We start from the raw sequence: 11,822 nt of genomic DNA, 5'->3' as shown, positions 1-11,822 counted from the left end.
AGCTATGCCCGTCGCCGAGGGGCGTTAAGGGAGTTTTCCCTGAGCGCGCGCGCGCGTGTCGCTGCGCCGTGTGAGCAGGTACACGAGCGGGCCAAACGACCCGGCGATGAGCGTGGCCACCACCCAGGGGAGGGGATTGCGCCCCGTCGCCTTCGCGTCGCGCCACATCCAGGTGATGACGAGCGTGAGAGCGATCACCAGGTCGGCGAAGACCTGCCCTGCCCCCCAGCTCTTGAAGTGCGGTGCGATGATCCCCCAGAAGCCGTGGTGCCAAAGCGCGATGCCACTCAGCACCGCAAACGGGAGGAGGATCGCGAGCAGGATGCGCCTGGACATGGTCAGTCTCCGCGGAAGGGTTGCCGCAGGGTGACGCCGCGCGCGCGGCGCGGCAATTACGTCGGAGGTCATTGCCGTCGCGCCATCGCGGGCAAGATTTCGTCATGCCGAACGAGACACCTCCCCTCAGGCGTGCCCTCGTCGCCGCACGCAAGGCACGCCGACTGAGCCAGCTGCAGCTCGCGCTCAGGCTCGGCGTGTCGCAACGCCACGTGAGCTTCGTGGAGAGCGGTCGTGCCGCGCCCAGCCGCGAGCTGCTGGCGGGGTGGCTGCACGAGCTCGAGGCACCACTCGTCGTCCGAAACGAGGCGATGCTGCAAGCCGGCTACGCCCCCGTGTATTCCTCGGCGCCGCTGCACGACCCCGCGCTCGCGCGCGCGCGTGAGGCACTCGATCGTCTCGTGCAGGCGCACGATCCCCTACCCGCCCTCCTGCTCGACGCGGAGTGGAACGTGCGCGGGGGGAACCGCGGGGGCCACTGACTCGCGTCGCTCCTCGTACCACCCGCGCTCCTCGCCGCGGCGGCGCCGCTCAACCTGCTCGACGCCTTCGTGCATCCGGACGGAATCGTCACACGTGTGCGCAACCTGGCCGAGGTGGGCCCCGCACTGCTCGCGCATGTCCGACACGAGGCGCTCGGCGTCCCTGCGCTGGAGGCTCGCGCCGAGGCGCTGGCACGTGTGCTGCGCGAGCGCCTGGGTGAGAAGGGGCTGCGCGGGCGCGTGGGGACCGCACCGGCCCCCGTGCTCGCCGCCACCTACACAACGGCAGCGGGCAACCTGTCGTTCTTCAGCCTCTTCACGACCTTCGGCACCCGCAGGACATCACCTCGCGTCGCTGCGCGTGGAGCACCTGATTCCGGCTGACGCATCGACGCACCAGGCCGTGGTGGCGAGCGTCGGCTAGCGACGCGCATATTCAGCACGCCCCCGCACGGAGCCTCCCTGGCCGAGCCGTTCAAGCACCTCATCAAGCCCGCGCTGGTGCACACCGCCGCGCGGCAGCTGCAACGCGTGTGGCCCGCGTTCGACGCACCGCGGTTCACCGCGCTCAGCGTGCGCGGGCTGGAATCACTCGAACTCAAGGCGCGCGCCATGCAGGTCGCCGACGCGCTCGAGGCGACGCTTCCTGACGATTTCGCGCAGGCGGCCGGCATCCTCGAGGGCGCACTCGCGCCAGCCGAGTTGGGGGATAGCATGGCAGGGCTCCAACTCGCCGATGACGGCCTCAAGGGGTGGATCCTCTGGTCGGCGGGCGAGTACGTGGCACGTCGCGGCCTCGCCCAACCGGAGCGCGCACTGCAGGCGTTGCACGCCTTCACGCAGCGTTTCACCGCCGAGTTCGCGATCCGCCCGATCATCGTGGCCCATCCCGAACTCGCCTTTGCCACGCTCAGGCGGTGGACCACCGACCCCAGCGCCCATGTGCGGCGCCTGGTGAGCGAGGGGAGCCGCCCACGCCTCCCGTGGGGGTTGCAGCTCAAGGCACTCATCGCCGACCCATCGCCCACGCTCCCGCTCCTCAGCGCCCTGCAGGATGACCCGAGCGAATACGTGCGACGGAGCGTGGCCAATCACCTCAACGACATCGCCAAAGATCATCCGGCCATCGTTGCGCGGTGGCTCGAGGAGCACCTGAAGGATGCCAGCGACGAGCGGCGCGCGCTGTTGCAGCACGCCAGCCGCACCCTCATCAAGCGCGGCGATCGCCGCGTACTGGCAGCGTGGGGGCTCGGGCGGGACTTCAGGGGGACGGCGGCGCTGACCATCACGCCGCGCCGGGTGGCCGTCGGCGAGTCGTTCACGATGACGCTGACCCTGCGCTCGACCGCCCGGTCGCCGCAGCCGTTGGTGATCGACTACGTGGTGCATCACCAGAAGCAGGACGGCCGCACATCACCCAAGGTCTTCAAGGGATGGCGCGTGACGCTCCCCGCCGGTGGCGAGTTGCACCTGACGAAGCGGCACTCCCTGAAGGTGGTCACCACCCGGCGCTACTACCCCGGAAAGCACGCCGTCGACATCAACATCAACGGCACGACGGGCGCCAGCGGGCACTTCACCCTCACGCGGTGACGGAGGCCGCGCCAACCAGGCGCGTCGCGCCCCACGCGCGTCGCGCCCCACGCGCGTCGCGCCCCTGACGTCCTAGTCCTCGTCCTCCACCCAGAGCAGCGCCGTCACGCCGTCGCCCACGCAAATGATCCCGGCGTCGAGCGCGGCATCGGAGATCGGATCGAAGCCGACCGAGTCGAGCGACTCCAGGTTCTCGCTGAAGGCCTCCGCCCAGTCGCCGTTAGTGAAGCACGTCATGGGCTGCGGCACCTGCGACAACAGCTCGCTCGCCAGCTCGGCGGCCAGCGCCAACGGCATGATCTCCGTGTGATAGGCGAGGTCGCGGTGCAGAATGCCGGTCGCGATCGACTCCGCGTCGCTCTCGCTGATCTCGAGCCAGGCGTCTCCGAGCGCTCGCAGGCCAACGCTCTGCACCGCGAGGTCGGCCAGATCGGTCGCGCTCGCCGCGCCGGCATGCGGCAGAAGCACGCACGAGACGCGGCCCGACGTGCGATGTTGGCGAATGGCATCGACGGCGTTCATGGGAGACGGCTCCGGTGGTGAGCGAGGCGTGGGTCGAGCCCGCGCGGTCGAGTGATCGCGCGTCGCGCACGGCGAAATCTCATGCGGCACGATCTGGCAGCGAGCAGCGAGCAGCGAGCAGCGAGCAGCGAGCAATGTACGTCGGCGGCGAACTTCTGCGCGTCTCGCCCAGCGTTGGACGGTCGCCCATCCCCGCCGCTCGATCGTCAGGATCGCCCTCGCGGGGGGGAGCCGTCGCCGTGGCCGTGGGGCACTACCTTTGGAATCGTCGTGCGTGAACCGCCGAGTCGATTCAGGCCCATCATCATGACCGAGTCACGACCGCCCGCGCGCCGCACCCTGCTGCGACGACCGTGGGTCCCCGAGTGCATCGGCTTCTTTGCCGTCCTTTGGCAGGAGGCCGTGCGCCTGGAACTCAGAACCGCGCATCGGGTGCTCCCCTTCTCGCCTCGCGTCACCGCGGCGTACTACTACCAGTTCGGCGATTTCGCGAACGGATACGTCAACGCGTTTCTCATCGACGGGATCACCGAACTCGCCCGTCGGTGGCTTTCCCCAGACGCACTCCGTTCACCACGATCCCGCCAGCGGCAAGCGGTCGTCGCGTCGCTCCTCTCGGCGCTGGGCATCATCGGCATCGAGCTGATTCCCTCCGCGCTCAACAGCCCCGATGTGCGCGACATTCCCGCCGGGGTACTCGGCGCCGTGCTGTACCTCGCGATTCGGGTCGCCGCGCTCAAGTGGCAGTAGCGTGCGCGGGTGAGTCGTGCCTCGGAGTGCCGGTGCCGACGCAGCCTTCGCTCAGTCCGGTGGAATCGTCGGCAGCGGCTGAATTCGCGGCATCGCCGGTAAGGCCGAAAGGGACTCGCGTCCACGGGGCCGCGGCGACACGGCCGTGCGGCGCGCGGGCTTCGCCTGCGTTAGGCCAACGGTGACCACACCTCCCGCGCGCTCAATCTCCCCGCCGCCGAGCGTGGCCAGGGCGGCCAACAGGCTGTCGGCTGGCTCGAGCGGGACGTCGAGCGTGACCCGCTCGCTGGAGGCACGAGGCGAGGCGAAGCGCACCTCGAGGCCATACCACTGCTGGATGCGCTCGCGCAGCTGGAGCATCGACGCGTCGCGCAGCTGCAATCGCCCGCGTTGCCAGGAGAACGCTTCGTCCTGCGCCGCGCCCTCGACCGGAACGATGGAACCGTCGGCCGAGACCGCGACCGTGCGTCCGCTCTCGATCGATGTCCGGTTCTTGCCGGCGACGAACGTGACGACTCCGCTGTCGACCTTCGCCAGCAGGCGCTCACCGTCAGGCGCAAAGGCGACCACCCCTTCGTGCATGACCCAGCGATGCGCTCCCGTGCCGAAGGCGACGGGTGCACCCTCGCGATCGGCCACGGAGACGCTGACGGGCCCGGCGATCGTGAGCGCACGTGCACCGTCTCCAAAGGTGGCACTCGCTTTGATCGACGCCCCCGCTCCCAGCCGGGCGATTGAGCCACCTGGGAGCGCCAGCGTGAGTTGTTCCCCGTCCTTGGTCGCCCCGGACGCTCCGCTCGGTGCGTCGAGCGCGGCGATCGCGACCGACTCGGCCGAGTCACCGCCCAGGGCCTTCCATGCCAGCACCGCGCAGACCGCCACGAGGGCGAGGGCGCCCGCCACGACGCGCGGCCGAAAGCCCTTGCGGTCTTCGTGCGTGATGAACGATGCCGCGCGCAGGTGCGGACGCTCGCGTACGGCAGACGAGCGCCTAACGTCGGACGGTCGCGCGACTCCCGCCCCGACCGCCGGCTCGGGCGTCGCAACGATGCGCCGCGGTGCATCGGTAACCACCACGGGCGCGGGCGCGGGAGTCGACCGCCCTCGTGCCACGCGAGTGGCGTCGACGTGAGCAACGGTGCTGGACGATGCGTGCGCGCTCGCCGATGGCATTGCGAGGCTCGGACCGCCGGTGACTTCGGATGACCGCGCCGCCGATGCTCCGGGTGAAAAGCTCGCTGCCGGTGACGCCGATGGTGCCGATGCTGCCGATGCTGCCGGTGCTGCCGGTGCTGCCGGTGCGAACGCCGGAGCGATCGTCGGCGGCGCTACGACGCCGATACCAGTGGCCGACCCATGCTCCACCAGTCGACGATGCACCTCGACGGCCGACATGGCATGCAGGTCTCCGGGCAACGGGAGCATGCGCTGCGTGTCATCGTCGAACTTCGTGACGTCCAGCCGACGTTCCGCCTCGCGCGCGATCGCGTCGCGCGCCGCGTCGCGCGCGTGCCGCAGGAGCGCGTCGGCGGTCGCGAATCGATCGCGCTCGTCCCACGCGCGGCGCAATACCCGTTCGACCAGGCGCGATGAGATCGCGGCATCGCCGAGCTGAATCGTTGCTTCCCAGGCGAGCGAGGCGTACAGCCCCTCCACGAACCGATCGGCTGTGAAGACGGCGATGCTATCCGCGGCGGCGGTCGAAGTGGTGGTTTCCATGTCGCAACAGTCTGGACCGGCCAGTCTCGACCGATACAGCAGTGTCCAAGCTGAGGCGATCACGTTACGAACCGTGATCGCGGCCGTGCGCGACCGACACAATTCCTGACGCGCCACCACGCGCTGCCGCGCTCTTCGTGCTGCGGCGTCGCCGGCACACCGTTCATGGATCGGCGCACATGGCGCCGGGCACTCACACCGTGAGCAGCCCTCGGAACCCCCGCGCGGCATAGTACGACTCCGCCCCGTTGTGATACACGAAGACCGTGTCGTAGCGGCGATCGCAGAAGACCGCGCCGCCGAGCGCTCGGATGTTGGCGGGAGTCTTCACCCAACTCGACGTCTTCCGGTCGAACTCGCCCAGCGCCTGCAGCGCGCGATACTGCGCCTCCGTCAGCAGCTCGACGCCCATCCGGCTCGCCATCTCCGCCGCGCTCCCCTTGGGCTTGTTCTCCTTCCGCGCTTCCAGCGCCTCCTGATCGTAGCACAGACTTCTCCGGCCACTCGGGCTCTCGGCCGAGCAATCGACGAAGTGGTACTCGCCCGTGGTGGCGTCCACTCCCACCACATCAGGCTCGCCGCCGCTCTGTTCCATTTCGTTGAGCGACCACAACCGATCGTCTGCGCCGTCCAACTTCGCGTACACCTTGGCCCACGCGAGACCGGCATGCCGCTGCATGTGCTGCTCGAAGCGGGCCTTCAATACGCTCAGCAGCGCCTCGCGCTGTTTCGCGGTCAGGGACTTTGCCTTTGCCATCGTGCAACCCGCCTCTCCCGGGAGTTCGTCAGCGCCGCTCGCCGGACGTTCGTCGCGGTGCGCGCGTCCGCACTACGTTAGCCGCCGCCTCAGCCTTCGCAACCAAGCCGCACGCAACGAAGCGCGGGAGCGGGGATCACCCGCCCCGAAGGTAGCGGTTAGGCACATTGAGATCTGAAGGGATCCGGCGACCGGCAGCGCCGAGCATGGCGATCACATTGGCGGCAACGTCGGTCTCCGCGCGCTGGAACTGCGGCAGCGCGCCCAGCTGCGCGTACGCGATCGGCGTGACGTCGAAACAGGTCGTGGCCCACGGAAAGCCGTGTCCCCAGGTGATACCGGGGAGCAGAAGGTCCGTGCGGGCCCCGTGCGCCAGCAACAGCTCCATCACCGGCGCCGACCGGTTGGCATTGGCATTCACGGTGTGGAACAGCGGCGTGTGCCCGTTGAGCCCGTCGGCATCGACCGCGGCGCGTGCGTTTACGTCAGCCCCGTGTGCGATCAGAACTTCGGCGGCGGCGCGGTGCCCGTACTCAGCCGCGACGTGCAACAGCGTGGCACCGATGAGCGGCGTGAAGGCGCAGCGAAGCGAGGTGCGATGGGACACCAACTGCGGATCGCGCGCGATCGCGTCGGCCAGCATCGCCGCGTCGTTCAGGAGCACGGGGGCGAGCCGCGGATCCTCGAGCTCGGCGCCGGCGCCGAGCAACAGCGCGAGACAGTGGGGAAAGTGATCCGATCGGAAGTACATCTCGACCAGCTGCATCACGGGACTCGTCCCGTCGATCGGGGCGTGGACATCGAAGCCGGCGTCCAGCACCGCCCGCAGGCGCGATGGCGAGTGCATCTCGCAGGCGATCAGGAACTCCTGGGTCAGCGCATCCATCACGACAATCCTCCGAAATCAGCCGTGTTGATGCGGCGACGCCTCACAGGTCAACGAGTGAGCGCGCGCCACCGTTCACGGCACCACCTTCTTCGGCGTCTGCTGCTCGATCTTCCAGGTACTTCTGGAAGAAGAGCTTGTGGATGTCCATCATGTTGATCTCGCGCCCTGGATGTACGACTGGATGATGTTGCTCGTCATGTCCAGCGGCGTCCCCGTCGTGATCAGCAGCGTCGCCTCCTTCCCGACCTCCAGCGACCCCACCTTGTCGGACACCCCGAGAAACTCGGCGGCGTTGATGGTCACGGCCTTGAGCGCCTCCTCTTCCGGCAACCCGAAGGCAACCGCAACACCGGCCTCCCACGGCAGGCGATTGCTGTAGAGCCCCCCCGAACCGCCGGAGATGGCGAACCTCACGCCCGCTGCATGCAGTTTGGCCGGCGTCGCATATGCCCCGTCGTACCCTTCGTAGTCCCGATCCGGGGCCGACATCGTCGATGTGAGAATCACCGGGACGTTCTCCGCCTTGAGCCGGTCGGCCACGAACAGCGCGTCGCGCCCGCCGCGGATCACCAGCTTCACCCCCTCGGCCTTGGCCCACGTGATCGCGTCGTTGATCTGCGCCGCCCCTTCGGCCGCCACCACCACCGGGATCGCGCCGTTGAGTGCCGGGACCATCGCCGCATAGCGCGAATCGGTGCGCACGTCCTGCCCCGACTTCACCGCATCACGATACGCCCGCGCCTCGCCGAACCAGTCCTTGATCTGTTGCACCTGCTCGGCGTAGCTCTTGGGGCGGACCGCCGGCTCCGCGACTGCCCGGCCACCACCAAAGCCACGGCGTGGCTGCGCGTTGGGGTCGGGCCACTTCACGTTGAGCGCCGCGGCCCCCTTCATCGACATCTCTTCCCACGTCCACCCTTCCAGCGACAGCGCCGACGACAGCCCGGAGATCACCCCGCCCTCCGGCGTGCTGAAGGCGACGAGCACGCCGGCGGAGCGAGTGGTGCCGATGTGCCGGCTCGGCGTTCACCGCGACTTCGGCGCGCACGTTCGGGTTGAAGTCGCCGGAGTTCGTTGATGTCGTTGGAGACATCCACCGCGCCGATCTCGGTGATGCCGACCGTGCTGTAGGCGTCGACCAGTCCGGGATAGATGTGCTTCCCGCTCACATCCACCACCTTGGCGCCCGTGGGCACCACCACCTCGGCGCCGCCGATGGCCGTGATCCGGCCACGGTCAAAGACGATCGTCCCGTTGGTGATCGTCCCCTTGGTGACGGTGTGGATCGTCGCCCCGCGCAGTACGAAGGGCCGATCCTGCGGGGGACGGTCGTATGCGCTCCGCGCGCAGCAGCGACCGGCGCGAGCGTCATCGACGCAGCCAGCGCGAGCAGAGCGCTGCGCACGGTGCGCATCGAGGGAGAGGTCGCGGTGGAGCGCGCATGATGCGCAGGGTTAGGCGTCGGAGAAGGAATGAGCGGATCATCGGCGCGAGCCCTCCGTGCCACGGGGACGCGCGGGGCGCCAGCCCAGGCGCGTTCTCCGCAGGCGCTGCCGCCAGCACCGCCTGGATGATCTGCGCGCGCTGCCGGGTGATCTCCTCGCGCAGCACCTTGTCCTCGTCGAGCGAGAAGTAGCGACGGCCTTCCACCCACGTCTGCTCGGCCTTGGTGAACTGCGACAGCGGGTTGCCGTTCCAGATCACGAAGTCGGCATCCTTCCCCGATTCGAGCGACTGACCTGACTGTCGATCGCGATCGCCTTGGCCGACTGGTTGGTGACGGTGGAGAGGGCGGCGATCTCGTCGACGCCGGTGCGGAGCAGCTCTGCCTCCCAGTTCATGCGCGTCGAGATCTCGGCGTTGTCCGAATGCAGCGACGTCACGACGCCCCGCTTCCATCAGCAGGCGCGCGTTGTACGTCGTGTGTCATACGCCTCCATCTTGAACGCCCCCAGTCCAACCAGACCACGGCGGCAACGCCTGACGCCTTGAGCTCACTGGCGATCTTGAACGCTTCCACGCCGTGCTGCAGCGTCTGGATCCGGAAGCCGAACTCTCCGCCAGGCGCACGAGCGCCAGGAACTCGTCGGCGCGATAGCCGTGCGACGACACCAGCAGCTTCTGGTCGAGGATGTCGAGGATCGCCTCCATGCGCAGGTCGCGGCGCGGCGGGATCCCTGCCCTCCTTCTCCCAGCGCTTCCATTCCTTCTGCAGTCGCGCGCAGCCAGGAAGTGGTCGCGAATGATCTCCTGCACCCCATGCGCGTGTTGGGATAGCGCGTGGGGAGCGCTTGGGTTCTCCGCCGAGCGCGAACTTCACCGTCCGCGGCGCCCCGGCAATCTTGTACTCGTCAGGCAGCGACCCCAGCGGATCTTCACGTACACGTTCTCGCTGCCGATCGGGTTGGCCGAGCCGTGCTTGATCATCGTGGTACAGCCCGCCAGCGAGCCGGCGATAGAACCAGATGTTGTTGTGCGTGATCACGTCCCCCATCTGCACCTCGGGGACAATGGCGAAGCCGCTCTCGTTCACCGCGCTCACTCCTGAGTGCGTATGCGGATCGATGAGCCCAGGGGTGACGTGCTTCCCCGTGGCGTCGATCTCGACCGCGCCGGTGGGGCCGAGAGCTTCTGCCCCACGCGACCAACTTGCCGGCCTGCGCCAGCAGGTCGGCGTTCTCCAGACGGCCCTGCCCCCCCTGCGTCCACACCGTGGCGTTGCGCACCACCACCGCCGCCGGCTGCACCGGCGGCGCCGTGCGACCGAACCCCATGGAGGGTCGCAGCGAACGGCAGGTCGAGCTTGGGGACCTTCACCGCGACGGCGCCGCGGGCAGGCCCTTCGTACGTCCCGGTGCGCGTCCCCGATACGTGGCGTCGGTCCCGCTAGGCAGCGACAGCCAGGCGAAGAACTCCGCCTCCCGCACCGACCCCGCCAGCAGCATCGCCCCTTCCAGCCCCACCGCCTCCCCGGGGAAGGTCGCCTCCAGGCGCCCCGTCTCGGCGGTGATGCGCGCCGACGTCAGGTTCACCGGACGACGCCCGGCAATCTCGATCGTCCCGCGAATGCGATTGAGTGGCTCTTCCAGGCGCAGCGTGGCGCTGTTGAAGGTCCCGGCGTCGGACGAGGTGATCGTCCACGTCCTGCGCGGATCCACCTGCGGTGGGCACGCCTAGCGCGTCCCCTGCACCCACACGTCTCTGGCACCGCCGGACTCCTGGGGTGAAGAGGTCCCCCCGCTCACCACCAAATTGGCCGCCTTGCCGACCGCGATCGTTCCGTGCGTCTTCTCGATCCCCAGCCATGCCGCAGGAATCGTCGTGAGCGCGGCCAGCGCCTTGTCGGGCGCGAGCCCACGCGCAACGGCAGTCCGCAGGTTGGGGAGGAACTGCGCCAGCGACGAGAGACCATCCGCCGTGATGGCGAACGGCACACCGGCCGCCGCAAGCTGCGCCGGGTTGGTCGGGGCCAGGTACCAGTGCCGCAACTCCGCCAGCGTCGCGTTGGCCGCCGCCTCGGGACCCGACACGTTAGGCGCATCGGGGAAGGCGAGCGGCACCACCAGCGGCTGCGTGCGCCCCTTGAGCACGTCGATCAGTCGGTATTCCTGCCCGCTCCCCCGAAACCACGGGGTGAGCTTGTAGTCCTGCGCGAGCTTGTACGCGCGGAGGTATTCCTCCTCGCTCCCTGTCTCGAAGAAGACGGGCTGCTGCCTTCACCGCCTTGCTGAGCGCGGCGCGAGCGCCTCGCTCGTCTCCGGCGGAGCAACGCGCGCCCGCTCCCCTCGTACGCCCCCAGGCGCGGATGTACCACTCCGCATCCATGAAGGCCTGGTTTCATCAGCGCAACTGTCCCCATCGCCGAGTTGGGGTGATATCCCGCCCAGCGCGAAGGAGCGCTGAAACCGATCGCCTGCGCGAGGTCGGGGCGCATGGATCGCTTGCGCGCGCCAGCATCGCTGAGGTTGAGCACTGAAGCGTTGCCGCGGGAAGATCCTTCGCCTCGGCACCGCGAGCGCGGCGCCGGAGGCCGAGCGAGCGAAGCGCGATGCGCCGCGTGGAATCGTCCCTTGAGGTTGGCCGTCGTGTCTGAACCAGGCGCGTACCCGTGGATTCCAGTGCGGGGGCCCACGTCGTTTCTGCGGCGGCGCATCGCCACCGAGGTCCGCCGAGGCGTCGATGAAGCTGGGATAGACCGGTGAGCCCCTTGAGGTCCCATACCGGGCACCGGCGGCGCGCTCAGGCCGGCGCCCACCTGCGGTGATGACGCCGTTCCGCACGACGATCGTCGCGTAGTCGAGCGTCGGCCGGGGCAGTGACGACGCGCGGCCCCCCACCAGGGCGTGGTAGCCCGTGGCTGTTGTCGCGCAGCCCGGTGACCGGCCGCGGGACGACTGTTGGGCCTCGGAGCGAGCCGGCGGCGAGCGCCGATGCCGAGGGATGAAACGAGACGCTCTCACGAAGGGCTCCGGGGATGGCCGGTGTTGTGGTCGTCGGTGGAGATGTACGGGGAATAAAGCTTGCCGCGCGCTGGAGGCGGGACGCGTGGCGGAACGCACCCTGATATTGTTGGCGCCGATCGCGGCGCGGGGCAAATGGCTGCGGCGGCGGGCGAAACCAGAATGAGCCGGATTGCCGGGAACCAACGCTTGTTGGGTAGACACCCCGCCTCTCACGCTCACCGGAGTGCCCACATGCCCCTCTCCCCCTCCCCTCGTGGCTTCGCGCTCGGCATCGCGTTGCTTGGCGCACTCGCGTGCTCCGGCGGCGACAA

Annotated in this window: 13 protein-coding genes and 1 pseudogene; 3 read left to right on the top strand and 11 right to left on the bottom strand. The window is 68.9% G+C overall.

Annotation, left to right across the window (positions count from 1 at the left end; translation table 11 throughout):
* Positions 1–24 precede the first annotated feature (24 nt).
* On the bottom strand, positions 25–336 hold the full coding sequence (locus tag IPN47_22485) for a DUF2834 domain-containing protein (protein MBK9410763.1): 312 nt from the start codon (positions 334–336) through the stop codon (positions 25–27).
* 104 nt (positions 337–440) lie between these two features.
* Between IPN47_22485 and IPN47_22480 the strand changes: the two are divergent.
* Both IPN47_22480 and IPN47_22475 read left to right on the top strand, forming a co-directional pair.
* Positions 441–1,242: pseudogene (locus tag IPN47_22480) on the top strand (helix-turn-helix domain-containing protein).
* A 38-nt stretch (positions 1,243–1,280) separates the two neighbouring features.
* Complete coding sequence (locus IPN47_22475) at positions 1,281–2,411, top strand: DNA alkylation repair protein (GenBank protein ID MBK9410762.1); 1,131 nt, start codon at positions 1,281–1,283, stop codon at positions 2,409–2,411.
* A gap of 72 nt (positions 2,412–2,483) precedes the next feature.
* Here the strand turns inward: IPN47_22475 and IPN47_22470 are convergent, their stop codons facing one another.
* A complete protein-coding gene (locus IPN47_22470; GenBank protein MBK9410761.1) occupies positions 2,484–2,933 on the bottom strand; it encodes a hypothetical protein in 450 nt (149 codons plus the stop codon).
* 306 nt (positions 2,934–3,239) lie between these two features.
* On the opposite strand from IPN47_22470, the gene IPN47_22465 reads away from it, so the two are divergent.
* Positions 3,240–3,683, top strand: coding sequence for a hypothetical protein (locus tag IPN47_22465; GenBank protein ID MBK9410760.1), 444 nt, complete (start codon positions 3,240–3,242; stop codon positions 3,681–3,683).
* A 51-nt stretch (positions 3,684–3,734) separates the two neighbouring features.
* Here the strand turns inward: IPN47_22465 and IPN47_22460 are convergent, their stop codons facing one another.
* The 9 genes from IPN47_22460 to IPN47_22420 all read right to left on the bottom strand — a co-directional run bounded on the left by IPN47_22460 (position 3,735) and on the right by IPN47_22420 (position 10,638).
* Entirely contained in the window at positions 3,735–5,402 is a 1,668-nt protein-coding gene (locus IPN47_22460; GenBank protein MBK9410759.1) for a hypothetical protein, read from the bottom strand.
* A 193-nt stretch (positions 5,403–5,595) separates the two neighbouring features.
* Positions 5,596–6,159 (bottom strand): DUF4256 domain-containing protein, encoded by a 564-nt coding sequence (locus tag IPN47_22455; protein MBK9410758.1) that lies wholly within the window; start codon positions 6,157–6,159, stop codon positions 5,596–5,598.
* Between the two features lie 136 nt (positions 6,160–6,295).
* A complete protein-coding gene (locus IPN47_22450; GenBank protein ID MBK9410757.1) occupies positions 6,296–7,045 on the bottom strand; it encodes a hypothetical protein in 750 nt (249 codons plus the stop codon).
* Between the two features lie 150 nt (positions 7,046–7,195).
* Complete coding sequence (locus IPN47_22445) at positions 7,196–8,035, bottom strand: amidohydrolase family protein (protein ID MBK9410756.1); 840 nt, start codon at positions 8,033–8,035, stop codon at positions 7,196–7,198.
* Positions 7,999–8,244, bottom strand: a complete 246-nt coding sequence (locus IPN47_22440) for a hypothetical protein (GenBank protein MBK9410755.1) — start codon at positions 8,242–8,244, stop codon at positions 7,999–8,001. The genes IPN47_22445 and IPN47_22440 overlap by 37 nt, the downstream gene beginning before the upstream one ends.
* Positions 8,245–8,416: 172 nt before the next feature.
* Complete coding sequence (locus IPN47_22435; protein MBK9410754.1) at positions 8,417–8,752, bottom strand: hypothetical protein; 336 nt, start codon at positions 8,750–8,752, stop codon at positions 8,417–8,419.
* A complete protein-coding gene (locus tag IPN47_22430; protein MBK9410753.1) occupies positions 8,749–8,931 on the bottom strand; it encodes a hypothetical protein in 183 nt (60 codons plus the stop codon). The genes IPN47_22435 and IPN47_22430 overlap by 4 nt, the downstream gene beginning before the upstream one ends.
* 930 nt (positions 8,932–9,861) lie before the next feature.
* Positions 9,862–10,206, bottom strand: coding sequence for a hypothetical protein (locus tag IPN47_22425; GenBank protein MBK9410752.1), 345 nt, complete (start codon positions 10,204–10,206; stop codon positions 9,862–9,864).
* A 15-nt stretch (positions 10,207–10,221) separates the two neighbouring features.
* A complete protein-coding gene (locus IPN47_22420; GenBank protein ID MBK9410751.1) occupies positions 10,222–10,638 on the bottom strand; it encodes an amidohydrolase family protein in 417 nt (138 codons plus the stop codon).
* Positions 10,639–11,822: the final 1,184 nt, after the last annotated feature.

Source organism: Gemmatimonadota bacterium, assembly GCA_016719105.1.
GTDB lineage: Bacteria > Gemmatimonadota > Gemmatimonadetes > Gemmatimonadales > Gemmatimonadaceae > SCN-70-22.
This window is presented reverse-complemented; position numbering and strand designations above follow the sequence as displayed.

Excerpts from the sequence above, each read along its gene's own strand:
- IPN47_22455 (MBK9410758.1), bottom strand. The coding sequence starts at position 6,159 with ATGGCAAAGGCAAAGTCCCTGACCGCGAAACAGCGCGAGGCGCTGCTG.
- IPN47_22450 (MBK9410757.1), bottom strand. The coding sequence starts at position 7,045 with ATGGATGCGCTGACCCAGGAGTTCCTGATCGCCTGCGAGATGCACTCG.
- IPN47_22460 (MBK9410759.1), bottom strand. The coding sequence starts at position 5,402 with ATGGAAACCACCACTTCGACCGCCGCCGCGGATAGCATCGCCGTCTTC.
- IPN47_22470 (MBK9410761.1), bottom strand. The coding sequence starts at position 2,933 with ATGAACGCCGTCGATGCCATTCGCCAACATCGCACGTCGGGCCGCGTC.
- IPN47_22465 (MBK9410760.1), top strand. The coding sequence starts at position 3,240 with ATGACCGAGTCACGACCGCCCGCGCGCCGCACCCTGCTGCGACGACCG.
- IPN47_22485 (MBK9410763.1), bottom strand. The coding sequence starts at position 336 with ATGTCCAGGCGCATCCTGCTCGCGATCCTCCTCCCGTTTGCGGTGCTG.